We start from the raw sequence: 23,429 nt of genomic DNA, 5'->3' as shown, positions 1-23,429 counted from the left end.
TCAGGGGGCGACGGACGCGCGCAGGATGCCCGGCGGCGCGGGCGTCAGCACCGTCGACAGCCGGTCGAGGCCGACGGGGTCGGCCACCACCTCGGCCCACGGGTAGCGGCCGCGCGTCCGCTCCAGGAACCGCACCGCCTGTTCGAGGTGCCGCGGCTCGTAGTTGTGCACGCCGGTGATCGTGAGCCACTGCCGTACAACACGTTCGGGGTCCACATCGACAGCGGGGGCGGGTAGCACCGAGCCGGCGAGCACCAGCACTCCTCCCACGTCCAGCCGGCCGAGCGCCGCGGACACGGCCGTCGACGCACCGGAGAAGTCGATCGCCACGTCGATTTGTCCGCCGGCGTCGGCTGCTCCGCCGAAGCGCCCGGCCAATTCCCGCCTGCCCGGGTCGATGTCGGCGACCCGTACGTCGGCGCCGGCCTCGTCGCACGCCGCCGCGGCGGCCACTCCGAGCATTCCGGCGCCGCAGATCAACACCCGGCGCCCGGCGACGGGTCCGGCGGCCTCCAAGGTCGCCATCACGGTCGCCGTCGCGCAGGCCGCGGGGGCGGCGACCCGATCGGGAATTGATTCGGGCACAATGACGATCGTCGCACCCGCCGGCAGCACGATGTGGTCGGCGTAGCCGCCCGACAGCGGCCAGTCACCGTCGAACGATTCGTGTCCGACCTTGCGCACCGACGTGCACTTCGCCGTCCGGCCCCCGGCGCAGCGCGCACACCGCCCGCACGACACGGTCACCGACCAGACGACGCGCCGGCCCGCCATGGGACCGGCGATCGCGTCGCCGACCGCCTCGTGACCGAGCACCGACGGACACGGCCCCGGCCGCCGGCCCGAGACGGTGTGCAGATCGCTGCCGCACACCGTCGCCAGGCGCACCTTCACCAAGGTGTCGCCCGGCTCGAGGTCGGGCACGGCGACCCGCCGCAGCTCGATGCCGTCGGCCGTCCACACCGCGGCCCGCGTCACACGAGGCGCGACCGGATCCACCCGGACAGCCTCTCGATCGCGTAGACGATCACAAAGATGACGAGCACGATCGCCCCGGCGACGTCGAAGTTCAGCGTGCGGATCGACTCGAAGAGCAGGTACCCGATGCCACCGGCGCCGACGATGCCCAGGATCGTCGACGTGCGCACATTCACGTCGAGCATGTAGAGGCTCGATCCCACGATCGCCGGCATCGCCTGCGGGATCACCGCCGCGAACAACGTCTTCCACCAGCCCCCGCCGACGGCCTGCACCGCCTCCAGCGGGCCGCGGTCGATCTCCTCGACCGCGTCGGCGACCAGCTTGGCCAGAAAGCCGATCGAGGCGATGGCCAGCGCGCAGGTACCGGCTACCGGCCCCAGTCCGAGGGCGGCGACGAACACGACCGCCAGGATGAGCTCCGGGACCGCACGCACGAGGAGGATCCAGCCACGCGCCACCCAGTACACCGCCGGATGCGGAGTCACGTTGCGGGCGGCCACGATTCCCACCGGTATCGACAACACCACCCCGATGGCCGTCGACACGACTCCGATCGCCACGGTCTGCACCGCGGCCTCCCACAGGTCGGCGCCGAGGGCGTCGAAGTTCGGCGGGATCATCCGGGTGAACACCTCGATCGACTGGCCCACCCAGCTCAGCAGCGACAGCGGGTTGATCTCCAGCACGACCAGCGAGGCGAGCGTGGTCACCACGAGCAGGCCCGAGAACACGAATCGCATCACCCGGTCGCGCCGCGGGTTGCTCTGTGTCGGCGCCAGCAGCATGCTGCGGATCCAGATCGCGATGAGCTCCATCGCGGCGATGATCACCAGGATCACCAGCACGATGCCGAGCGCGCGCGGATAGATCAGGCCGCGCAACGCGTCCTGCAGGGCGAAGCCGATGCCGCCCGCGCCGACGAAGCCGAGCACCACCGACATCCGCAGGTTGATGTCGATGCGGTAGACGAAGGTGCCGATCCACGACGGGACCACCTGTGGCACCACCGCGTTGAGCATCTCGCGGAAGTAGCCGGCACCTGTGCTGCGCACCGCCTCGCGGGGGCCGGGATCGGTCTGCTCGATGGCGTCGGCGAACAGCTTCCCCAGCATGCCGATGGAATGCAGTGCCAGCGCCAGGATTCCGGGCAGCACCCCGATGCCGAGCGCGCGCACGAACAGCACCGCGAACAGCAGATCGGGCATCGCGCGGCAGAAGGTGATGAACCCGCGCGCGATGGCGTACACCGCGGGATGGGGCGTGGTGTTGCGGGCGGCCAGGAACGCCAGCGGCACCGAGGCGACGGCGGCCAGCACCGTGCCGAGCACCGCCATCAGCAGGGTCTCGAAGGCCAGCATCCCGATGCGGCCGGGGTCGTCGACGCGGGGCGGCAGCATCCGCTCGACGAGTGCGGTCACCTTGTCGAAGCCGGTGACCAGTGTGACCGGGTCGAAGTCGATGAACCAGGCCGACGCCAGCGTCAGGACCGCGGCGCCGATCGCCACCGTCGGCAGCAGGCCGGGCCGCGGCGTGCGGCCGCCCGCGGTGCGCGCGGGTTCCGGTTCGGTGGGGCGGTCCTCGAGCGCGGTGCTCACGGTGCGCGGCGGGCGGCCGAGGAGTCCGCGTCCGCGTCGAGGGCGGGGTCGACGCGCTGGTAGATGGCCATCACGTCGTCGCGCGTCATGCCGACGGCGGGGCGGTCCAGCACCTTTCGGCCGTTGCGCAGCCCCACCATGCGGTGTGCCCAGCCCAGCGCGAGGTCGACCTGGTGCAGGGTGCACACGACGGTCAGCTTCTCCTCGATACAGACCCGGAACAGCAGATCCATGACGACGCCGGCGTTCTCGGGGTCGAGCGACGCGACGGGTTCGTCGGCCAGCAGCAGTCCGGGCTTCTGCATCAGCGTCCGCGCGATGGCCACCCGTTGCTGCTGACCGCCGGACAGCGTGTCGGCGCGGCGTTCGGCGAAGTCGGCCAGGCCGACCCGGTCCAGGTGTGCCAGCGCCTCGGCCCGCATCGTCTTCGGATACGTCAGAGCGCCGTAGCGGGGCAGGCCCAGCCGCCCCAGCCCGCCGATCAACACGTTCTCCAGGCAGCTGAGCCGCCCGACGAGGTTGAAGTGCTGGAACACGAACCCGACGTTGCGCCGCAGCGCCCGCAACTGCGACCGGCTCGCCGTGTCCACCCGGGTGCCCCCGACATCGACCGTGCCGGAGGTGACCGGATGCAGGCCGTTGAGACAGCGCAGCAGCGTGGACTTTCCCGAGCCGGAGAGGCCGAGCAACACCAGCAACTCGCTGCGGCGCACCTCGATGGAGACGTCGTCGAGCGCCAGCGTGTCACCGAACCGCTTGGTGACGTTGAGCGCCTCGACCACCACCGCGTCGCCAGCCACGTCGGGATGGAGCAGATCGGTGGTGCTCATCGTCAGCTCTTGCACTTCTCGGAGCCGGTGACCTCGCACACCTTGCGCACCCCGTCGTAGGCCGAGTCGTCAACGGCGACAACGCCCCACGCCCGCTCGTCGGTGATCAGGCAGCCGTCGCCCTCGCAGAACCCCTCGCTCTGCATGACCTCGGCGTTCGCCTTCTCGGTGAACAGGCTCTTGAGCTTGTCGACGGCCTCGGTGCCGAGATCGTCGTTGGCCGCGAACACCGACCCGGCGATCATCTCCGACTTCCAGACCGTCTTGAGGTCGCCGGGCGCCAAGTCACCCTTCTCGATCATGGTCTCGTCCACCATGCTGTCGAAGGCGAAGCCGGCGTCGCAGTCACCCGACTTGATCGACAGCGCCGACGCATCGTGGCCGCCGGCGTAGATCGGCGTCATCGCCGCCGAGATGTCGGCCTCCGAACCGGATTTGATCACGCCCTCCTCGATCAGACCGGCCGACGGGTACAGGAAGCCCGAGGTGGAACTCGGGTCGACGAAGCACACCTTCTTGCCCGCGAAGTCCTTGAGGCCGTTGACCGATGCGTTGTCCGCCTTGGCCAGGCCGTAGGACTGGTAGCCCGGCTCCGCGCCCTTCTCCTCGATGACGGCGCCAAGCGGGGTGATCTTGGCCCCGTTGAGTCCGGCGACGACGTAGGCGAACGGCCCGAAGAACGCCAGGTCGACGTTGTCGGCGATCATCCCCTCCACCACGCCGGCGTAGTCGGAGGCCTGCACGAACTCCACCTTCGAGCCGGTCTCCTTCTCCAGCAGCTTGATCAGTGGTTCATAGCTCGCCTTGAGGTCCGCGGAGTTCTCCGCGGGCACGGCGGCCAGCGTCAGCGTCTCGGGGAAACCCTGTCCGGTCTTGGCGTCGGAGCCGGAGTCCGACCCCGAACAACCCGACAGCGCAAGGGCGAACGAGGAGACCACCGCGGCGGCGGTGAGGGCGGAGCGGCGGGCACGGATCTTCATCAGGAATCCTTCGGGCTGGAGGGTGGTCAGGCGGGCAGGAGAAGGGACGGCAGGTCGGCGACCGACCGGAGCACGTGGGTGGCGCCTGCGCCGCGCAGCGCCTGCTCGTCGTGCGCGCCGGTCAGCACGCCTGCGACCAGGCCGGCGCCGGCACGACGGCCGGACAGGATGTCGCTGGCGGTGTCACCGGCGACGGCGACGTGGGCGACGTCGTCCACCCCGGCGCGCATCAGCGCGGTGAGCACCAGGTCCGGGTGGGGCCTGCCGCGGACGCCGTCGCCGGGGGCGATGGTGAGGTCGGCGATGTCCTCCCAGCCCAGCGCCGTCAGGATCCGGTGCTGGGTTCTGGGGCTGAACCCGGTAGTCAGCGCGACCTTCACCCCGGCCGACCGCAGCTGCGAGATGGCCTCCGCGGCACCGGCGATGGGCTGCACTCCGCCGTCGACATAGTGTTCGTAGGTCTTCTCGAAGGCCGCGTTGGCCTGCTGCGCGCGCTCCTCGGCGCCGAACAGCGCACGGAAGACCTCGATCTTCGACTGGCCCATGGTGTCCAGCACGTAGCGGCGGGCGTACTCGCGATCCGCGCCGTCGGCCGGCACACCGACCTCGGTGGCCGCCTCGTCGAAGGCACGGATGACCAACCCGTCGTCGGCCACGGTGGTTCCGGCCATGTCGAGGACTGCCAGGGCGGGTGTCTGATTCAGCACACCGACACCTTGGGCCGCGGTACGTACGGCGAGGTACCGGTGAGCGGAACGCGGGGTGAACACCCGCTGGCCATTTGGTCTAGACCATGAGTGGGTAGAGTGTCGAACCGTGACGGCCGTGCAGCCCCGCATCCTCAAGCACCAGATGGTGCGCGCCCACCTCGACCGCCTGCTCGACGGGATGACCGAGGGCGAGGCGTTCCCCTCCGAACGCGACCTCGCGGAGCGTTTCGACGTCGCCCGCGAGACGGTGCGCCAGGCGCTGCGCGAACTGCTGCTCGCCGGGCGCATCGAACGGCGCGGCCGCAGCACCGTGGTGTCCCGGCCGAAACTGGTGCAGCCGCTGGCGATGGGGTCCTACACCGAGGCCGCCCGCGCCCGCGGGCTGAGCGCCGAACGGCTGCTGCTCGGGTGGACCGACCTGGAGGCCGACGACGCGCTGGCGGCCCACCTCGCCGTCGACCCCGGCGCACAGGTGTGGCAGCTCGAACGGGTACTGATCGTCGACGGCTTCCGTATCGGCCTGGAGACCACCTACCTTCCGGCGCAACGCTATCCGGGACTCGTCGACGGGTTCGACAGCCGGACGTCGCTGTACGCGGAGATCACCGCGCGCGGCATCGCGTTCACCCGCACGGCCGACACCATCGAGACCACGCTGCCCGACGCCCGCGAAGCGGCGCTGCTCGCCGTGGACGCCCGCACGCCGATGTTCCTGATCAACCGCGTCTCCTACGACCAGGACGACACGCCGATCGAACGGTGCCGGTCGCTGTACCGCGGCGACCGGATGACGTTCACCACCACCATGCGGGCCGCAGCGGCTCAGCCGGTGTCACCGAATGGTCAGGCCGCCGCTCCGGCATAGCCCATAGGCTGGCGGTCGTGCGGGCGTATCGCAGAGAGGCGACCTCGGTCACCGTCGGCGTGCTGCTGCTGGTGGCCGCATTCGTCGTCCCGCACCTGCACCTCGACGTGGTGACCCCGCTGCTGAACGCCACCCCGGAACGGTTCCGCAGCTTCGCCGCCACATCACCGGTGTTCGGCTGGTGGGAGGCGCACACCGGTTGGGGCACCGTGCCGGCGATCGTCATCGCGCTCGCCGCGGTGCTGTGGGGACCGGCACTCGCGCAGCGGTTGCCGTGGCGGGCCCTGACCCTCGCCGTGTGGGCGACGTCCGCGGCGTGGGCGTTCGCGCTGGCCATGGTCGACGGCTGGCAGCGCGGCTTCGCCGGCAGGCTCACCGCGCGCCACGAGTACCTGCTCGAGGTGCCGCACGTCACCGACGCACCGGAGATGGTCCGCACGTTCGCCGGACGGATCCTGGACTTCCAGCCCGACTCCTGGATCACCCACGTGTCCGGTCACCCGCCGGGCGCGCTGCTGACCTTCGTGTGGCTGGACCGCATCGGTCTCGGCGGTGGCGGCTGGGCCGGGGTGTGGTGCGTGCTGGTCGGCTCGAGTGCGGCGGCGGCGATCATCGTGGCCGTCCGCGCGCTCACCGACGAGCACACCGCGCGGCTGGCCGCGCCGTTCGTGGCGGTCGCCCCGACGGCGATCTGGATCGCGGTGTCCGCCGACGGCTACTTCGCCGGGGTGGCCGCCTGGGGCCTCGCGCTGCTGGCGCTGGCCGTCCGCCGCACCGTGCGATGGCCGGAGGTGGCCGCACTAGCCGCGGGCGCGCTGCTGGGCTGGGGCATCTTCCTCAACTACGGCCTCGGGCTGATCGCGCTGCTCGCCGTCGCGGTGCTGGTCTGCGCGGCCGACTGGCCCAGCGCCCTGCGCGCGTTCGTGCCTGCCGTGCTCGCCGCACTCGCCGTGGTCGGCGCGTTCGCCATCGCCGGCTTCTGGTGGTTCGACGGTTACCACCTTGTGCAGGAGCGCTATTGGCAGGGCATCGCCGTCGAGCGGCCGTTCCAGTACTGGGGCTGGGCCAATTTCGCGTCGGTGATCTGCGCGATCGGCCTCGGCAGCGTGGCCGGCATCGGCCGGGTCTTCGACATCGCGGCGATCCGCCGTCGCTGCGGGCTGCACATCGTGCTCATCGGCGCACTGCTCGCCATCGTCTGCGCGGACCTGAGCATGTTGAGCAAGGCCGAGACCGAGCGCATCTGGCTGCCGTTCACGATCTGGCTGACCGCGGCCGGGGCACTGCTGCCGCCACGCACGCAGCCGTACTGGCTCGCGCTCAACGTGCTCGGAGCACTGGCGCTGAACCACTTCATATTCACCAATTGGTGATTCGGCCCGCGCCAGTTTGGCGGCATCGCGCCCGGGTAGCCGACCGACATGTCTGAAGCCAACACCGCGCTCATCACCGGCGCCTCCAGCGGAATCGGATTCGAACTGGCCAAGCAGTTCGCGCAGCACGGCTACGACCTGGTCGTCACCGCCGAGGACGACGGCATCAACGACGTGCCCGACCGGCTCGCCGAGTTCGGCGCCGCCGTCCAGGCCGTGCAGGCGGACCTGCGCACCGCCGACGGCGTCGAGCACGTCTACCACAGCGCGATCGAAGGCGGCCGGGTGCTGTCGGCCGCGGCGCTCAACGCCGGCATCGGCCGCGGCGGCAGGTTCATCGAGACCGAACTCGCCGACGACCTGAGCATCATCGACCTCAACGTCCGGTCCACCGTGCACCTCGCCAAACTGGTGTTGCGGGACATGGCCAACCGTGAGGAGGGCAAGGTGCTGTTCACCTCGTCGGTGGCGTCGATGATGCCCGGCTCCTACCAGACCGTCTACAACGCGTCGAAGTCGTTCGTCCAGTCCTTCGCCGAGGCGCTGCGCGACGAGTTGCGGGACACCTCCATCACGATCACCGCGCTGATGCCCGGCCCCACCGACACCGACTTCTTCCACCGCGCCAACCTCGACGGCGCCCCGGTGGGCAAGATGAGCAAGGACGATCCCGCGCAGGTCGCCCGCCAGGGTTTCGAGGCGCTGATGCGCGGCGACCAGAAGGTGGTCGGCGGCGGGGTGTCCTCGAAGATCATGGGCACGGTCAGCCGGGTGCTGCCCGACACGGTGAAGGCCGTGGGCAGCCGGCTGATCTCCGCTCCACTCAACCGCTGACCGGCTGACGGTTCGGTGACACGCTGCGCCCGACAGCGCCGGAACCCGCCATGTGGGCGACAATGATCCGATGGCGAAGCGGCCGGAAGGCGGCCACCGTCCCCCGCGCTGGCGCAGTCCGCTGCGAGGGCTGTGGCTGACGTCGACGCTGGGTGCGGTGCTGCTGATCGCGCTGCCGATCATCACCCTGACCGGCCTGCTGTCCTACATCGCGTACGGGCCGCAGTTCGGCCAGGCCGCGCCCGCCGACGTCGGATGGCTGAAGCTGCCGACCTTCGACTGGCCCACCGACCCGTCCTGGCTGTACCGCCTCAACCAGGGTCTGCACGTCGGGCTCGGCCTGATCATCGTGCCGGTGGTGCTCGCCAAGCTGTGGTCGGTGATCCCGAAGCTGTTCGTCTGGCCGCCCGCCCGCTCGATCGCACAACTGCTGGAACGGGTTTCGTTGCTGATGCTGGTCGGCGGCATCCTGTTCGAGATCGTCACCGGCGTGCTGAACATCCAGTACGACTACATCTTCGGGTTCAGCTTCTACACCGCCCACTACTTCGGCGCCTGGGTGTTCATCGCCGGCTTCGTCGTCCACGTCGCAATCAAGCTGCCCAGGATGCTGGCCGGTCTTCGGTCGATGTCGATGCGTGAGGTGTTGCGCACCAGCCGCGCCGACACCCGGCCAGAGCGCTTCGACTCCGACGGGCTGGTCTCCATCGACCCCGCGCCGCCGACGATGAGCCGCCGCGGCGCGCTCGCCCTCGTCGGCGGCGGCGCCCTGCTGGTCGCCGTGCTGACGGCCGGCCAGACCCTCGGCGGTGTCACCCGTCAGGCGGCACTGCTGCTGCCGCGCGGCCGCAGCCGCGGGGACGGGCCCAACGACTTCCAGGTCAACCGCACCGCGGCCGCCGCGCGCATCACGGCCGAGAACACCGGTGCGGGTTGGCGGCTCACGCTGCGCGGCGGACCCGCACCCGTCGTCCTCGACCTGGCGGCGTTGCGTGCGATGCCGCAGCACACCGCGCGGCTGCCGATCGCCTGCGTCGAGGGTTGGTCGACCACCGAGACCTGGACCGGCGTGCGGCTGCGCGACCTGGCGCAGCGGGCGGGCGTGCCGAGCCCGGCGTCGGCCAGGGTGTTCTCGGTGGAGCGTCGGGGCGCCTTCAATCGTGCTGCGCTGCAGGCCAATCAGGTCACACACTCCGACGCGCTGCTGGCGCTGCGGGTCAACGGCGCCGAACTGTCGCTCGATCACGGCTATCCCGCGCGGGTCATCGTCCCGGCGCTGCCGGGTGTGCACAACACCAAGTGGGTGTCCGGCATCGACTTCGTGAGGCGCTGAGATGGTCGCCCGGTTCCGTGCGGTGTACGGCTCACATCCGCTGCACCTGCTCACGCTGATCGCCGGTTTCACGCTCTTCGGCGCGGTGATCGCGACGATCGGCTGGCGCGCGCTGTGGAATCCGAACGTGTGGTGGCAGTCGATCGCCGTGTGGTTCGCCGCCGCGGTGATCCTGCACGACCTGCTGCTGTTCCCGCTGTACGCGCTCGCCGACCGCGTGCTCACGCTGACACGACGCATCCCGGTGCCCGTTCCGGTACTGAACCACCTGCGGATCCCCGCCCTCGGGGCCGGGCTGACCCTGTTGATGTTCCTGCCCGGCATCATCGCCCAGGGCGGGCCCGCGTACACCGCCGCCACCGGGCAGACACAGGAACCGTTCCTCGGCCGCTGGCTGCTGCTCACCGCGGCCATGTTCGGCGCGAGCGCCGTCGTCTACGCGGTCAGGCTGGCCACCACGCGTCGATCCCCTACGGCGACACCAGAATAGCGACCACCCGACGGCCGACCGGATGGATCGACGCCAACGCCAGGCCCACTTCGTCGGCCAGCGCCGCCGCACAGTCGATGCCGACCGACGCCCACCGGAACCACGGCCCGATCGTCTCGGACGACTCGAGCCGCACCATGCGCGCACGCACACCCGTTGCCAACGCGTCGAACTCGACCACACAGCGGCCGTCGGGACGCAGCAGCTCGGCCGCCCGGCGCAGCACCCGCCGCGGATCGCCGCCCAGGCCGACGTTGCCGTCGGCCAGCAGCGCCGTCTGCCAGCGTCCCGTACCGGGCAGTTCACCGAACACGTCGCGCCGCAGCGCAGGTGCGCCGTTGCGGCGGGCCAGCTCTACCGCCGTCGCCGACTGATCCACACCGAGGGCGGGGATGCCGCGCTTGATCAGGTCGACCACCAGACGTCCCGGCCCGCAACCCAGGTCGATCGTCGGCCCCTCGCACAGATCGACGATCGCCTCGTCGAACGCCTGGTCGGCATGCCTGCCGCCGAGCCAGCTGCGCACCGGCAGGGTCCGCACATCTCCGTCATCGCTGCGCAGCCAACATCGTTCGCCGTCCAGGGCGCGGTCGTAGAGGTTTCCCAGCATCGGCTACAGTCCCGCCGCCGCGGTCGCGAACGGGAACCTCGCGCCGGGGCGACATCGTCGCCGGACCGCGTCGACGTCCGCCGCGGTGTCGACGTCGGCGAGTTCGTCGACCATCGTGACCTCCAGTCCCTTGTGCTGTAGCGCCTGCCGGGTGAGCGCGCCGGTGTCGGACTGCGACATCGGCACCTGACGCAGGCAGTCGGCCGCAGCCGCGGAGCGGACGCCGAGCACCCACCAGCCGCCGTCGACGGCCATCCCCAGCAACGCCTCGGCATCGAGCAGCCGGCCGGCGCAGCGGGTCAGCAGATCGCCGGTGACCTGCGGGGTGTCCATGCCGATCTGCAGCACCGGGGCGCCGTCTGTTGCGGCGGCCGCATCGGCGTGGGCGTTGGCGAGCCGGTCGGCGAACGTGTCACCGCGCTGCGCGATGACTATGAAGTCCGCCAGCCGTTCCCTGATCTCGGCACTGCAGGCGGCGCTGTCGAGGTCACCGGTCAGCGCGACCACCCGTGACCGCACGCCGGCCAGGCACACCGCGTCGAGCGTGTCGAGCAGTGCCGCCGCGGCGACGACTGCGGCGAGATGGTTGCCGATCGTGTGGGCCAGCCGCGTCTTGGCCAGGCCGGGCACCGGGGCCTTGGCCATCACCAGAAGCGTCACCGGGATCACGAGATCCTCTTCCAGAAGTCGAGCCCGGCCACCAGACTGCCGCGCAGCGAGCCGCTGACCTTGGACCTGCCCCCAGTGCGCGGCCCGTAGGAGACGTCGCATTCGGTCACTCGCCAGCCCGCAGCGGCAGCTCGCACCAGCAATTCCACTGGATACCCGGATCGCCGATCGACGACACCCAGCCCCAGCAGGGCGTCGCGCCGCGCGACCCGCATCGGCGCGATGTCGTGGACGGCCAGCCCGTGCTTCTGACGTAGCCGCCAGCACACCGCCGCCGTTCCGAGCCGGGCGTGCCACGGCCAGCGCAGCCCGCGCACCGGTCGGCGGCGGCCGACCACCATGTCGGCCCCGCGTTCCAGCGCGGCGACCAGGGCGGGCAGTTCCCGCGGGTCCATTGAGCCGTCGGCGTCCAGGACCGCCACCACCGGGGTGTCCGCCGCGACCACGCCGGCGTGCACGGCAGCGCCGTACCCCGCGCGGGCTTCGGCGACCACGTCGGCCCCGTGACTGCGTGCCACGTCCGCGGTCCCGTCGGTGCAGTTGTTGTCGACGACGAGGGCCCGGTATCCGGACGGCAGTGCCGCGAGCACGCCGGGCAGCGACTCCGCCTCGTTCAGGCACGGCAGCACCACGGTCACCGGACAGTCGGGCATGCCATCGACAGTAGCCAGACCCCGCAACCGGCAATCGGTTCATCGGTGACGAATCTCTGACATCAGCGCAGGTAGCGGCCATGCACGGCTAACCTCGGAGGGATGACGCGCGTACTGATCGCCGACGACGACAACGTCGTGCGCGACGTCGTGCGCCGGTACCTGGAGCGGGACGGCCTCGACGTCTCGATAGCCCACGACGGAAACGAGGCGCTGCGGCTCCTCGGCACACAACGCATCGACGTCGCGGTGCTCGACGTGATGATGCCCGGCCCGGACGGTCTCACGTTGTGCCGCACGCTGCGTCAGCGCGGCGACTACACAGTGCCGGTGATCCTGCTGACCGCCCTCGGCGAGGAGGACGACCGCATCGCCGGACTCGAGGCGGGCGCCGACGACTACCTGACCAAACCGTTCAGCCCACGGGAACTCGCGCTGCGCGTGCGATCGGTGTTGCGGCGCGCCCCTGCGCCGGTGGGCGCGGCTCCCGTCGACCTTGCGGTGGGCGACCTCACCGTCTCGGCCGCGTCCCGGTCGGTCACCGTCAGCGGGATCCCGGTGAGCCTGACCAACCGCGAGTTCGACCTGCTGCTGTTCTTCATCACCCACACCGACACCGTGTTCACTCGCGAGGAACTGCTGAAGCAGGTGTGGCACTGGGACTTCGGCGATCTGTCCACCGTCACCGTTCACGTCAAACGGCTGCGCTCCAAGCTCGGCGACCAGCACCGCGTGCAGACCGTGTGGGGCCGCGGCTACCTGTGGAGCAGCGGCGAACAGAGCGCCGATGCCGGCGCCTGACCTCTGGGAGATCGCCGGATGGGCGCTGGCCTGTTCACTGCCCGTCGTCCTGGTTGGCGCCCTCGTCATCCGGCTGGCGCGGTCGTGGTCGCTAGCCGCCAGCATGGTGGCGCTCGTGCTGCTGCCGACCGTGGCGACGTTCACCGGCATCATGGGCGCCAGCGGTCTGATGGACTCACCGTCCTACGAGCGCACGATCGTGGTGCTGGTGATCGTGTCGATCGTGACCATTCCCGCCGCAGTGATGCTGGCCCGCTATCAGGCGCGTCGCACCGTGTGGGAGCAGGAGATCCGCGAGTCCGAGCGGGCCGCCGAGCATTCCCGGCGCCGGCTCGTCGCGTTCGTCAGCCATGACCTGCGCACCCCGCTGGCCGGTATCCGCGCGGTGGCGGAGGCCATCGCCGACGGCCTGGTCGACGAGGACGAGATCCGGGCGCACGCCAAGGTGATCGAGCAGGAGTCGATCCGGCTCTCCGAGATGGTCGACGACCTGTTCGAGATGTCGAAGATCAACGCAGGCGCCGTGCAGCCCGCCCTCGACCGGGTGGCGCTCGACGAGGTGATCGACGACGTGCTGGCCGCACACCGGATCGCCGCCGAGCGCGCGGGCGTCCAGCTGCAGGCCGAGCTGCCCGAACAGCCGGTGCGGGTGCTGGGCAGTGACCGCGCACTGGTGCGGGTGCTGTCGAACCTGGTGGCCAACGCGATCGCACACACCCCGGCGGGTGGCCGCGTGCACCTGGCGCTGGGCGCCGACGAGAACGGCGCATGGGCCCGCGTCGACGACACCGGCGTCGGCATCGACGAGGCCGACCTGCCGCGGGTGTTCGACGTCGCCTACCGCGGCTCCAACGACCGGGTGCCGCGCGCCGACTCGTCGCTGCCCAGCGGCTCCGGCCTCGGCCTCGCCATCGCCGCGGGTCTGGTGCAGGCCCACCGCGGCACGCTCTCGGCGCGCAACCTCGACACCGGGGCGCGCTTCGAGGTGCGGCTCCCGCTCGCCGAGTAGATCAGTCGGGCAGGGTGCCGCTGAGCCGTTCGGCCGCCGCCAGGTAGTCCTCGATGAACTCGCGCACCACTTCGCGGGCCGGCTTGACCTTGTTCATCAGGCCGACGCCCTGCCCCACGAAGTACGTCGACAGCGCCTGCGCGCCCGAATGCCCCTGCGAGGCAAGGCCGTCGATGCGCCGCAGCACCGGCTCGACGAGCATCGACTGCAGCGGCAACGGCAGCGGCCGGGCACCGCCGTCGTGCGGCAGCCACGCGTCGGTCCAGTCGGAGACCAGCTGGCGCGACGGCTTTCCGGTGCGACCCGCCGACCGGACGGTGTCTCGCGACGACGCGGCCAGCATCTTCTGCTGAGTGTGCGGCGCGGTCTCGGCCTCCTCGGTGGTCAGCCACACCGAACCGGTCCACGCGCCGTCGGCGCCCATCGCGACCGCGGCGGCCATCTGCCTGCCCGTCACGATGCCGCCCGCGGCCAGCACCGGCACCCGCTTTCCCGTCGCCTCGACGGCTTCGAGCACCTCGGGCACCAGCACCAGCGTCGACACCTCGCCGCAGTGTCCGCCCGCCTCGGTGCCCTGCGCGATGATCAGGTCGACGCCGGCGTTCACCTGTTTCACGGCGTGCTCACGGGCCCCGACCAGCGCCGCGACCGGGATGCCGCGCTCCCCCGCCGCCTCGATCATGTAATCCGGCGGCACCCCGAGGGCATTGGCGACGAGCTTGATCGGATGGCTCATCGCGACGTCGAGGAGGTCGCGGCCGGTGTCGCCGGACAGCGACGAGCCGCCCAGGCGCGGCCGCTCCTCCGGTTCGATGTCGTGCTCGGCGAGCAGCTTCGCGACGAAGTCCTTCGTCTCGGCGGGGATGCGGTCGGCGAGCTGGCCGGTCGACAGGTTCTCGCCCTTGCCCTCGAACTTCGCGGGCACGATGATGTCGGCGCCGTAGGGCCTGCCGCCGACGTGGTCGTCGATCCAGCTGAGTTCCCGGTCGAGCTGTTCGGGCGTGTAGGCGGTGGCGCCCAGCACGCCGAAGCCGCCGGCGTTGGTGACCGCGGCGACGACATCGCGGCAGTGGCTGAACGCGAACAACGGGAAGTCGATGCCGAACTGTTCACAGATGGCGAGTTTCACACCGCCAGTATCGACCCCCCGGTTGCGCCGAACGTGCGGTGGTTGCGATTTTCGGGCCGGATTCTCGCAGTGGGCGCACGTTCGGCGATTTCTCCGGCAGCCGGCATGAGCCCCGAATCACTTGTGCCACTTTCGTTTCTGACGTCACATCACGGCCAAATGTGTCAGACCGTCGCACTAGTGTTCGAAGTATGGAATGGGAGCAGGCGCTGGAGGCGTGGGATGCCGCGCGTGCCAACCTGGCCGCCCTGCCTCTCGACGCCTTGAGCGCTACGGAGTTGCTGGCGGTGTACGAGCGTCGGCAGTACACCCATCGACACGACATGGCCTTCGATCACACGGTCCTGGCTCATCTGCGGGAACGCTTCGAGCCCGACGCGTATGGCAATACCAGCCTGAAAGACGTGCTGGCCCAACGGTTGCACCTCGACACCGCCGATGCGAAGAGACGCCTCGACGCTGCCGGCATGCTCGGACCCCGATGGACGTTCACCGGTGAAGAACTACCTGCGGAATGGGACAACACGTCGGCCGCCTTGACGAAAGGGCTGATCGATCCTGCGCACATCGAGGTGATTCGCAAATTCTTCACCAAGCTTGCGCCATGGGTCGATCAGGCGGCCCGCGCCGACGCTGAGCGCGACCTCGCGCGGTGGGCGCAGGGCATGTGCCCGGAGGATCTGCAAAAACTGGCCGATCATCTGGTCGAGGTCATCGATCCCGACGGCGCCGAACCCGACCACGATGGGCAACAGGCCAAACGCAGCTTCAGGATGGGCAAGCAACGCAGTGACGGGATGACCCCGGTCCGCGGCGAACTCGACCCAGAAACCGCCGCCCTGCTCGACGTCGTGCTGGTCAGAGACGGCGCCCCGGGGCAGAACCTGCCCGAGGACCCGGGTGCGGCCGAGGTCATCGAACGCGACATCACCGGCCGCCCCGATCCCCGCACGCGGGAACAACGCCACCACGATGCGCTCAAATCCGCGATGCGGCACGCCGTGGCAGCCGGGGGTCAGGTCAACGGGTTACCGGCCACCATCGTGGCCACCACCACCGTCAAAGACCTCGAATCCGGGGCCGGATACGCAGACACCGCCGGCGGCACCAGACTGCCGATCCGAGACCTCATTCGGCTGGCCGGCCAATCACGGCACTACCTGGCGGTGTTCGACGACCACACCGGAGAGGTGCTGCACCTCGGTCGCGCCAGGCGCTGCGCCACCACCGCGCAACGGTTGGCGCTGTTCGCCCGCGACATTGGCTGCACCCGCCCTGGATGCACCCGCAACGCCTTCGACTGCCAGGTCCACCACGCCGAACAGGATTGGAAACGCGGCGGACTGACGAACACCACCGACATGACGCTGGCCTGCCCACCCGACAACAACCTCATCGAACAGACCCAATGGACCACCTGCCGCAAGGCCGGCCGCACCGAATGGATCCCGCCCGCAGCACTCGACACCGGACAAACCCGTATCAACAACTACCACCATCCACAGCGCTATCTCACCGAACGCGACGACGATGCCGAACCCGCTTAGCGCTCGAGCACCGGCGTCGAGGCCAGGAACTGCTCGATCGCGACCGTCATCACCGCGCCGTCGAGCAGCGGCGGGTCGTTGTGTCCGGCACCGGGCACGGTGACGTAGCGCTTGGGCTCCGGCGCGGCGTCGAACAGCCGTCGGCTCATCGTCTCGGGCACGACGTCGTCGCGGTCACCGGCGAGCACCAGCAGCGGCGCCCGCAACGAGCCGATCCGGTCGATCGACGGGTAGGCGTCGATCAGCAACCGCCGCACCGGGAGCCACGGGTAGTGCACCCCGCCGGCGTCGGCCAGCGACGTGAACGGCGACCGCAGGATCAGCGCCGCCGGCGGGCGGTCGACGGCGAGACCGAGAGCGACTGCAGCGCCCAGGGATTCGCCGTAGTAGGCGATGCGCGACGGGTCGACCTCCGGCCGGTCCGCCAGCCAGTCGATCGCGGCCCGGGCGTCGGCGGCCAGGCCGTCCTCCGTCGGCCGTCCCGGGTTGCCGCCGTAGCCGCGGTAGTCGAACAGCAGCACCGCGACACCCATCCGGTGCAGCGCGAGCGCGAGGGCGGCGCGACCGGACCGGTCACCGCCGTTGCCGTTGCACACCAGCACCGCGCGCCCGGCGACGCGGCCGGGAAAGTACCAGGCGCCCAGCGTCTTTCCGTCGGCCGTGGCCAACTCGACATCGCGGCCGTCGGGCATCAACAGCGCGGCAGACGGCACCGGACCCGGCGCCGGGAAGTAGATCAGCCGGCGCTGCTGCGACCAGGCGAGCGCCGCGAGCCCCGACACCACCAGGGTGACGACCAGCACCCAGCGCATCTCAATCCCGCAGCGGGGCGAACGCGAACTCGCGCAACCCGTCGCGCGGGTCGACCGCGGCCCGGAAGCCCAGCCTCTCGGCGGCCCTGGCCGGATCGGCGACGATGTGCCGGACGTCGCCGCTGCGGTACTGCCCGGTGACCACCGGCGGCGGCGCGCCGCGGGCCTCGCACAGTTCCGCGGCCACCTCGCGGATCGAGATCGGCCTGCCCGAGCAGACGTTGAACGCCGCGAAGCCCGGATCTGCGCCCTCGACGGCGGCGAGGTTGGCGGCGGCGATGTCGTCGACGTGGATGAAGTCACGCATCTGCCCGCCGTCCTCGAAAACGCGTGGCACGTCGCCCGATTCGAGTCCGGACCGGAAGATCGCCGCCACCCCCGAATACGGTGTGTCGCGCGGCATGTGCGGGCCGTAGACGTTGTGGTAGCGCAGCGCCACCACCGCGCCGCCGGTCGATTCCGCCCACGCCAACGCGTAGTGCTCCTGCGCGGTCTTGCTGGCGGCGTAGAGGCTGCGCGGCCGCAGCGGCGCGTCCTCCCCGACCAGGCGCCACTGCAACTCCTCGCCGCCCACCGGGCAGCGGTGCTCGAACACCCCGGCGTCGAGGTCGGCGCGACTGCGCGGCACCGGGTCGACCGGTCCGTGTTCCGGACAGTCGAAGCGGCCCTGCCCGTAGACCACCATCGACGACGCCAGCACCAGCCGAGGGCAGTCCGCGGCGAACATCTCGGCCAGCAGCACGGTGGTGCCGTAGTCGTTGTGGCTGCCGTAGGAGGGTGCGTCCGCGGCGTTCACCCCGGCGCCGACGACGGCGGCCTGATGACACACCACGTCCACCCCGCGCAGCAGCGGGGCCAGCGCGGCGGAGTCACGGATGTCGAGCACCCGGCAGTCGCCCGGCGGCCGGGCACCGGGGCCGTGGGCGGCCGGGAGCATGACGTCGACGGCGATCACGTCGTGGCCGGCGTCGCGCAGCATGGTGGCCACCCGGGTGCCGATGAAGCCGGCGGCGCCGGTCAGCAACACCCTCACGGCAGTTCGATCGGCAGGGTGACACCTTCGTGCGGCAGGCAGTGGGTGCAGGTGCGCTCCGCGGTGACCTGATCGATCGCCTCGTGCACGAGCTTCTTGAACGGCACCAGGTTCCGCTCGAACTCCGCGAACACGTCGACGGCCTTGACGCCTGCGCCGGTCTCGATGCCTGCATCCAGATCGGTCACCAGAGCGATTGCCGCGTAACACATCTCGAGTTCACGCGCCAGCACTGCCTCGGGGTAGCCGGTCATGTTGACCAGCGTGAAGCCCTGACCGGCGAACCACCGGCTCTCGGCCCTGGTGGAGAACCGCGGCCCCTGCACCACCACCATGGTGCCGCCGTCGACGACGCCGGGCAGATCCTTGGCGGCCGCACGCAGCTCCGGGCAGTACGGGTCGGCGAACTCGACGTGGATGCCGCCGGAGTCGAAGTAGGTGTCGGCGCGTCCGCTGGTGCGGTCGACGAGCTGGTCGGGCACCACCATCGCGCCGGGGCCCAGTTCGGGTGTCAGGCTGCCGACCGCGCAGGGACCGAAGATGCGTCGCACGCCCAGCGCCCGCAGCGCCCACATGTTGGCCCGGTACGGCACGGTGTGCGGCGAGAACTCGTGATTCACGCCGTGCCGCGGCAGGAATGCGACCTCGTGTTCGCCGACCGTGCCGACCGTGATCGGCGCGCTCGGTTCGCCGTAGGGGGTGTCGAGGCTGATGCTGCGCGCATCGGCGCCGAAGAACGAGTAGAAGCCGCTGCCACCGATCACTCCGAGCATTCGCCCATTGTCCGTCATGTCCGCGCCGCCCCCATGGGCGCTAACCCCGGTAGGCGAGGACCGGAGGAAGCGGGCGGATGCCACCGCCACTGTTGCGGGCCACGAAGCCGGCGTCCGCGTCGTCGGCGGTCGCGCCGGAGTTGACGGTCAGCGTGCCGACCCGCCGGAACCGGCTCAGCACACCGCACATCAGGAACGTCAGCTGTCCCGGCGCCTCGCCGTCCATCCGGGCGCCGAACAGCACCGGGGACAGGCCCGCGAGGTAGAGCCACAGCGACGAGTACAGCCGGTCCCCGGGGCGGGCGGCCGGCACCGTGGCGTGGTGGAACGGGACGCCGTCCATCGACGATGCGAGCAGGAAGTCCTGATCGCGACCGGGACCGTAGACGTCGGGCAGCTTGATGCAGATGGTGCGGATCGCCTCGTCGTCGCTCTGGGGCGCGATCCGCACCAGCGCGTCGGCGCGCAGGCCGGGCCGCAGCAGTTCGGTGCCGCCCGGCAGCTTCGCGTCGTCGTCGAAGCTCAGCTGCGCCTGATGGACGGGGGCGTCGGCGTCGAACAGCCCGCCGTATCCACCGGCGACGGCCGAAACGGTGTTGCCGATGACTGTCGCTGCGGTGCCGCCGATGCTCACCACCGCTCCATAGCCCGTCGCGCGTCGCGTGAAACACTGACCGGCGTGGCCAGCATCGCGCAGTGGATCGAGGGCGCCCGTCCGCGCACCCTGCCCAACGCGATCTCACCGGTGATCGCCGGCACCGGCGCGGCCGCCTGGCTGGACGCCGCGGTGTGGTGGAAGGCGCTGCTGGCACTGCTGGTCGCGGTGGCGCTGATCATCGGCGTCAACTACGCCAACGACTACTCCGACGGCATCCGCGGCACCGACGACGCGCGGGCCGGGCCGCTACGGCTGGTCGGTGCGAAGCTGGCATCGCCGCGAGCGGTGCTGGCCGCCGCGGTGGTGAGCCTCGCCATCGGCGCGGCCGCCGGTCTGGCGCTCGCCGTGGTGAGCGCCTGGTGGCTGATCGCGGTCGGCGCGGTGTGCATCGCCGGGGCATGGCTCTACACCGGTGGGCGCAAGCCGTACGGCTACCTCGGCCTCGGCGAGGTCGCGGTGTTCGTGTTCTTCGGACTGGTCGCGGTGCTCGGCACGCAGTACACCCAGGCGCTGCGCATCGACTGGGTCGGTGTCGCACTCGCCGTGGCGATGGGGTCGCTGTCGTCGGCGGTGCTGGTCGCCAACAACCTGCGCGACATCCCGACCGACTCCGAGTCCGGCAAGATCACACTCGCGGTGCGACTGGGCGATGCGCGCACCCGCGTGCTGTACCAGGTGCTCGTCGCGGTCGCATTGCTGATCCCGCTGGCGCTGATCGCCGCGACGCCGTGGTGCGCCGTCGGCCTGCTGGCGGCGCCGCTCGCACTGCGCGCCGCGCGGCCGGTGCGCGGCGGCCAGCACGGCAGAGAACTGATCTCCGTGCTGCGCGACACCGGGCTGACCATGCTGGTGTGGGCGGTGACGGTGGCCGCCGCGCTGGCCTTCGCGCCGTAGCCGCGGCTCAGCCGCCCGCGGGCACCGGGTACCGGTCGTTGATGTCGGCGTTGCTCGCCTTGCGGGCGCAGTGGGCACAGCAGAAGATGCCCTCGTCGGCCTCCACACCGTGGCCCAGGATGCGGCACCCGCAGTGCGCGCACTCGGGCGCCACCTGCACCGCGGCGCACTCGATGCTGTCGAACGTCGCGGTCCGGCCGTCGGGCCAGCTGACCTGGAACGCCTTGTCGTAGTCGTTTCCGCAGGTATCGCAGACTGCCATCGCTGATACTCCTTCGTCGGGCGTTGTCGATCGGCGTTCCTACGGGTGCCCGGTCGACGGCGGCCGGAAACCGGTGCGCGGGGCAAGATGATGCATCGGGTGCGTTCCGGTGCGCCCGGGAGAGGACTGCGATGGAGTCGCTGCGGGTGGTGGTGGCCGACGACGACGTGCTGCTGCGCGAGGGACTGGCCAGCCTGCTCGACCGGTCGGGATTCGACGTCGTGGGCCGCGCCGGGGACGCCGGTGAACTGCTCACGATGGTGCGGGAGTCCCGCCCGGCGCTCGTCGTGGTCGACATCCGGATGCCACCCACCCACACCACCGAGGGTCTCGACGCCGCGCGGGTGATCCGCGAGGAGTGGCCCGACATCGGCATCCTGGTACTGTCCGCACACGTCGAGGTGGAGCACGCCACCGAACTGCTCGCCGGCGGCCACGCGATCGGATACCTGTTGAAGACCCGGATCACCGACGTCGACGACTTCGTCGACACCCTGCAGCGGGTGGCCAGGGGCGCGTCGGTGGTGGATCCGGCTCTGGTGCAGGAACTCGTCTCCGCGCGCAGGCGCGACGATCCACTGGCCGCCCTGAGCGCCCGCGAGCGGGAGGTGCTGGTGCTGATGGCCGAGGGCCGCTCCAACTCCGGCATCGCGGGGCAGCTGTGGGTCACCGAGGGCACCGTCGAGAAGCACGTCCGCGCCATCCTGACGAAGCTGAACCTGCAGGAGACCCCCGAAGATCACCGCCGCGTCCGTGCGGTGATCACCTACCTTGAGGCCCGCTGAGGCCGACCACCCCGGCCAGCACATCGCGGATCGCGTCGGCCGACAACGCCATCTTCGACACGAACCCGGCCACCGGGCTGGCGGCGATCAGTTCCGCGAGGTCCTGCTCGGCGAACGTGGAGATCAGGATCACCGCCGGGCGGTGTCCGGCATCGGCGCCGCACAGCCGCTCGGCGACGTCGAAGCCGCTCTCGCCGCCGAGGTCGATGTCGACAAGGGCGAGGTCGGGCCGCAACTCGCCGCACAGCCGCTGTGCCTCGTCGCCGTCGGCGGCCGACGCGACGACGGTGATCCCGCCGCGCTCGAGCATCGAACGGGCGGCAGCGCGGAAGTCAGCGCTGTCATCGACGATCAGGCAGCGCACCGCACACCCCCCTCGAACTCCTCATGACGTCAGCGTCGCAGAGCGCGCCTGCAGGGGCATTACCGCTAGCCGGAAAGGTCAAACACCCAGCGCGTCGAGCAGCCGATCGAGATCGTCGTCGGTGTTGTAGAGGTGGAAACCGACCCGCACCGCGCCCGCGCGCACCGACGCCCGGATGCCCGCGTGGCGAAGCCGGTCGGTGGCCGACGTCGCCGGGCCGGACACCGGGATGGACACGATCGCCGAGTCCGACGCCGGCAGACCGAGTTCGGTGCGCAGCTTGGTGGCCAGACCGACGGTGTGCGCCTCGACGGCGACCGGGTCGAGGGAGGCCAGCCACGGCAGTGTGAGCCCCGACCCGAGGACCCCGAACCATGCGGGCGAGGTGTCGAAGCGCCGCGCGTCGTCGGCCAGCCGGAGCGGCAACCCGTAGATCGACTGCCACGGCTGCGTACCGGCGTACCAGTTCGCGGCGTGCGGCGTCATGATCCCAGCGATCCTGTCGCTCAACGACATCCACGCCGTCCCGCGCGGCGCCAGCAGCCACTTGTACACCGCGGCGACGGTGACGTCGGCCCAGCCGAGGTCCAGACGCTTCCAGCCGGCCGCCTGGGTGACGTCGACGACGGTGAGCGTCGCGGCGCCGGCGACCGACGACCGCAGTGCGTCGGCGTCGAGCACGGCGCCGTCTGCGGACTGCACGAGGCTGACGGTCACCACGTCGAATTCGGCGGCGCGGGCCAGCAGGTCGGGTTGTGACAATTCGGTGACGGTGACGCCTCGCCCGGCCTGGGCGGCGAACGGGAATGTGGTGCTGGTGAACTCACCGGCCAGCGTGGCGACGGCGGCGCCGTCGGGGATCGCGGCGGCGACCAGTCCCAGTGCCGCGGACGCCGACCCGGCCATGGCCACCGATTCGGCCGGCACCCCGGTCAGGGCCGCGTATGCGGCCCGCCCGGCGGTCACCGGTTCGTCGAAGGTGACCGGTTCCATCGTCCCGGTCTGCCACTGCCGCAGGCAGGAGTCGAGCGCGTCGGCCAGGAACCGAGGCGGCAACCCGTAGGTCGGAGAGTTGAGAAACCCTTCGGCGCCGAGGAATTCAGCTCCGAACGCCTCGCGGTGGGTCACGACGGAGCGGCGGTGTCGTCGTCACCCCGCAGCCGGGACTGCAACTGCTCGCGGTCGCGGCGGCGGCGTTCGTCGACCACCGCGATGCTCGCGGTGGCACGCCTGCGCAGCGGCGCCAACAACCAGATGCCCAGCGGCAGAGCGATCACGATCGCGAAGAGGATCGCCACCACGATCGGGAACTGCTCGATTCCCAGCAGCCGGCCGGTGAGGAAGATGGCCGCGGCGAGCGCCGCCACCAAGACCAGGCGCGCCACCGTGTAGAGCGCCACGTCGACCATGAGGCGTGCTGTGGGCCGGTCATCTGACAC

At 70.8% G+C, this 23,429-nt stretch carries 27 protein-coding genes; 10 read left to right on the top strand and 17 right to left on the bottom strand.

Going from position 1 to position 23,429, the window contains the following annotated elements; all coding sequences use genetic code 11:
• The 5 genes from O6P37_RS26755 to O6P37_RS26735 are packed head-to-tail and all read right to left on the bottom strand — an operon-like array spanning position 1 to position 5,093.
• Positions 1–999: a zinc-binding dehydrogenase gene (locus O6P37_RS26755; protein ID WP_269896916.1), complete on the bottom strand. Its 999-nt coding sequence runs from the start codon at positions 997–999 to the stop codon at positions 1–3.
• Positions 975–2,576 carry a phosphonate ABC transporter, permease protein PhnE gene (gene phnE / locus O6P37_RS26750; RefSeq protein ID WP_269896915.1) on the bottom strand — a complete coding sequence of 534 codons (1,602 nt, stop codon included), beginning with the start codon at positions 2,574–2,576 and terminating at the stop codon, positions 975–977. Before phnE ends, O6P37_RS26755 begins: the two co-directional genes overlap by 25 nt.
• Positions 2,573–3,406 (bottom strand): phosphonate ABC transporter ATP-binding protein, encoded by an 834-nt coding sequence (gene phnC, locus O6P37_RS26745; protein ID WP_269896914.1) that lies wholly within the window; start codon positions 3,404–3,406, stop codon positions 2,573–2,575. Before phnC ends, phnE begins: the two co-directional genes overlap by 4 nt.
• A gap of 2 nt (positions 3,407–3,408) precedes the next feature.
• Positions 3,409–4,386 carry a phosphate/phosphite/phosphonate ABC transporter substrate-binding protein gene (locus O6P37_RS26740; protein WP_269896913.1) on the bottom strand — a complete coding sequence of 326 codons (978 nt, stop codon included), beginning with the start codon at positions 4,384–4,386 and terminating at the stop codon, positions 3,409–3,411.
• A gap of 26 nt (positions 4,387–4,412) precedes the next feature.
• The gene (locus tag O6P37_RS26735) at positions 4,413–5,093 is read right to left on the bottom strand and encodes a phosphonatase-like hydrolase (protein WP_269896912.1); all 681 of its coding nucleotides are present in this window, start codon (positions 5,091–5,093) and stop codon (positions 4,413–4,415) included.
• 145 nt (positions 5,094–5,238) lie between these two features.
• Between O6P37_RS26735 and O6P37_RS26730 the strand changes: the two genes are divergently transcribed.
• The 5 genes from O6P37_RS26730 to O6P37_RS26710 all read left to right on the top strand — a co-directional run bounded on the left by O6P37_RS26730 (position 5,239) and on the right by O6P37_RS26710 (position 9,991).
• Positions 5,239–5,961: a GntR family transcriptional regulator gene (locus O6P37_RS26730; protein ID WP_269896946.1), complete on the top strand. Its 723-nt coding sequence runs from the start codon at positions 5,239–5,241 to the stop codon at positions 5,959–5,961.
• Positions 5,962–5,978: 17 nt separating this feature from the next.
• Complete coding sequence (locus tag O6P37_RS26725) at positions 5,979–7,334, top strand: hypothetical protein (protein WP_269896911.1); 1,356 nt, start codon at positions 5,979–5,981, stop codon at positions 7,332–7,334.
• Positions 7,335–7,382: 48 nt separating this feature from the next.
• Complete coding sequence (locus tag O6P37_RS26720) at positions 7,383–8,168, top strand: SDR family NAD(P)-dependent oxidoreductase (protein WP_269896910.1); 786 nt, start codon at positions 7,383–7,385, stop codon at positions 8,166–8,168.
• Positions 8,169–8,238: 70 nt separating this feature from the next.
• Positions 8,239–9,501, top strand: coding sequence for a molybdopterin-dependent oxidoreductase (locus O6P37_RS26715; RefSeq protein ID WP_269896909.1), 1,263 nt, complete (start codon positions 8,239–8,241; stop codon positions 9,499–9,501).
• A gap of 1 nt (position 9,502) precedes the next feature.
• Positions 9,503–9,991, top strand: coding sequence for a hypothetical protein (locus tag O6P37_RS26710; RefSeq protein WP_269896908.1), 489 nt, complete (start codon positions 9,503–9,505; stop codon positions 9,989–9,991).
• Here O6P37_RS26710 and O6P37_RS26705 read toward each other — a convergent pair.
• From O6P37_RS26705 to O6P37_RS26695, 3 genes are read right to left on the bottom strand one after another with little or no spacing between them, the layout of a single operon-like run.
• A complete protein-coding gene (locus O6P37_RS26705) occupies positions 9,972–10,601 on the bottom strand; it encodes a methyltransferase domain-containing protein (protein ID WP_269896907.1) in 630 nt (209 codons plus the stop codon). The genes O6P37_RS26710 and O6P37_RS26705 overlap by 20 nt on opposite strands.
• 3 nt (positions 10,602–10,604) lie before the next feature.
• Positions 10,605–11,246 carry a TIGR04282 family arsenosugar biosynthesis glycosyltransferase gene (locus tag O6P37_RS26700; protein ID WP_269896945.1) on the bottom strand — a complete coding sequence of 214 codons (642 nt, stop codon included), beginning with the start codon at positions 11,244–11,246 and terminating at the stop codon, positions 10,605–10,607.
• A 20-nt stretch (positions 11,247–11,266) separates the two neighbouring features.
• On the bottom strand, positions 11,267–11,923 hold the full coding sequence (locus O6P37_RS26695; RefSeq protein ID WP_269896906.1) for a glycosyltransferase family 2 protein: 657 nt from the start codon (positions 11,921–11,923) through the stop codon (positions 11,267–11,269).
• Between the two features lie 102 nt (positions 11,924–12,025).
• On the opposite strand from O6P37_RS26695, the gene O6P37_RS26690 reads away from it, so the two are divergent.
• Positions 12,026–12,724, top strand: a complete 699-nt coding sequence (locus O6P37_RS26690; protein WP_264011512.1) for a response regulator transcription factor — start codon at positions 12,026–12,028, stop codon at positions 12,722–12,724.
• Positions 12,711–13,733, top strand: coding sequence for a sensor histidine kinase (locus O6P37_RS26685; RefSeq protein WP_269896905.1), 1,023 nt, complete (start codon positions 12,711–12,713; stop codon positions 13,731–13,733). Before O6P37_RS26690 ends, O6P37_RS26685 begins: the two co-directional genes overlap by 14 nt.
• 1 nt (position 13,734) lies before the next feature.
• Here O6P37_RS26685 and O6P37_RS26680 read toward each other — a convergent pair whose 3' ends face one another.
• Positions 13,735–14,862: an NAD(P)H-dependent flavin oxidoreductase gene (locus O6P37_RS26680; RefSeq protein WP_269896904.1), complete on the bottom strand. Its 1,128-nt coding sequence runs from the start codon at positions 14,860–14,862 to the stop codon at positions 13,735–13,737.
• A gap of 38 nt (positions 14,863–14,900) precedes the next feature.
• Between O6P37_RS26680 and O6P37_RS26675 the strand changes: the two genes are divergently transcribed.
• Positions 14,901–16,409 (top strand): HNH endonuclease signature motif containing protein, encoded by a 1,509-nt coding sequence (locus O6P37_RS26675; protein WP_269896903.1) that lies wholly within the window; start codon positions 14,901–14,903, stop codon positions 16,407–16,409.
• Here the strand turns inward: O6P37_RS26675 and O6P37_RS26670 are convergent.
• The 4 genes from O6P37_RS26670 to O6P37_RS26655 are packed head-to-tail and all read right to left on the bottom strand — an operon-like array spanning position 16,406 to position 19,661.
• Positions 16,406–17,221 (bottom strand): alpha/beta hydrolase, encoded by an 816-nt coding sequence (locus O6P37_RS26670; RefSeq protein WP_269896902.1) that lies wholly within the window; start codon positions 17,219–17,221, stop codon positions 16,406–16,408. The genes O6P37_RS26675 and O6P37_RS26670 overlap by 4 nt on opposite strands.
• 1 nt (position 17,222) lies before the next feature.
• Complete coding sequence (locus O6P37_RS26665; protein ID WP_269896901.1) at positions 17,223–18,254, bottom strand: NAD-dependent epimerase/dehydratase family protein; 1,032 nt, start codon at positions 18,252–18,254, stop codon at positions 17,223–17,225.
• Positions 18,251–19,027, bottom strand: coding sequence for an S-methyl-5'-thioadenosine phosphorylase (locus O6P37_RS26660; protein ID WP_269896900.1), 777 nt, complete (start codon positions 19,025–19,027; stop codon positions 18,251–18,253). The genes O6P37_RS26665 and O6P37_RS26660 overlap by 4 nt, the downstream gene beginning before the upstream one ends.
• Before the next feature lie 40 nt (positions 19,028–19,067).
• Positions 19,068–19,661: a hypothetical protein gene (locus tag O6P37_RS26655; RefSeq protein ID WP_269896899.1), complete on the bottom strand. Its 594-nt coding sequence runs from the start codon at positions 19,659–19,661 to the stop codon at positions 19,068–19,070.
• 45 nt (positions 19,662–19,706) lie between these two features.
• Between O6P37_RS26655 and O6P37_RS26650 the strand changes: the two genes are divergently transcribed.
• Positions 19,707–20,579 (top strand): 1,4-dihydroxy-2-naphthoate polyprenyltransferase, encoded by an 873-nt coding sequence (locus O6P37_RS26650; RefSeq protein ID WP_269896898.1) that lies wholly within the window; start codon positions 19,707–19,709, stop codon positions 20,577–20,579.
• A gap of 7 nt (positions 20,580–20,586) precedes the next feature.
• Here the strand turns inward: O6P37_RS26650 and O6P37_RS26645 are convergent, their stop codons facing one another.
• Positions 20,587–20,841, bottom strand: coding sequence for a hypothetical protein (locus O6P37_RS26645; protein WP_264011502.1), 255 nt, complete (start codon positions 20,839–20,841; stop codon positions 20,587–20,589).
• 131 nt (positions 20,842–20,972) lie between these two features.
• On the opposite strand from O6P37_RS26645, the gene O6P37_RS26640 reads away from it, so the two are divergent.
• The gene (locus tag O6P37_RS26640) at positions 20,973–21,626 is read left to right on the top strand and encodes a response regulator (protein WP_269896897.1); all 654 of its coding nucleotides are present in this window, start codon (positions 20,973–20,975) and stop codon (positions 21,624–21,626) included.
• Here the strand turns inward: O6P37_RS26640 and O6P37_RS26635 are convergent.
• From O6P37_RS26635 to O6P37_RS26625, 3 genes are all read right to left on the bottom strand, one after another.
• Positions 21,604–21,990: a LytR/AlgR family response regulator transcription factor gene (locus O6P37_RS26635; RefSeq protein WP_269896896.1), complete on the bottom strand. Its 387-nt coding sequence runs from the start codon at positions 21,988–21,990 to the stop codon at positions 21,604–21,606. The two genes, O6P37_RS26640 and O6P37_RS26635, sit on opposite strands and share 23 nt — an antisense overlap.
• Before the next feature lie 78 nt (positions 21,991–22,068).
• A complete protein-coding gene (locus tag O6P37_RS26630) occupies positions 22,069–23,118 on the bottom strand; it encodes an aminotransferase class V-fold PLP-dependent enzyme (RefSeq protein ID WP_269896895.1) in 1,050 nt (349 codons plus the stop codon).
• On the bottom strand, positions 23,115–23,429 hold the full coding sequence (locus tag O6P37_RS26625) for a DUF4229 domain-containing protein (protein WP_264011498.1): 315 nt from the start codon (positions 23,427–23,429) through the stop codon (positions 23,115–23,117). The genes O6P37_RS26630 and O6P37_RS26625 overlap by 4 nt, the downstream gene beginning before the upstream one ends.

The sequence above is a fragment of the Mycobacterium hippophais genome (assembly GCF_027529605.1).
In the GTDB taxonomy this organism is placed as follows: Bacteria; Actinomycetota; Actinomycetes; order Mycobacteriales; family Mycobacteriaceae; genus Mycobacterium; species Mycobacterium arseniciresistens.
The sequence above is the reverse complement of the archived record's forward strand: the minus strand, read 5'-3'. Positions and strand labels throughout refer to the sequence as shown.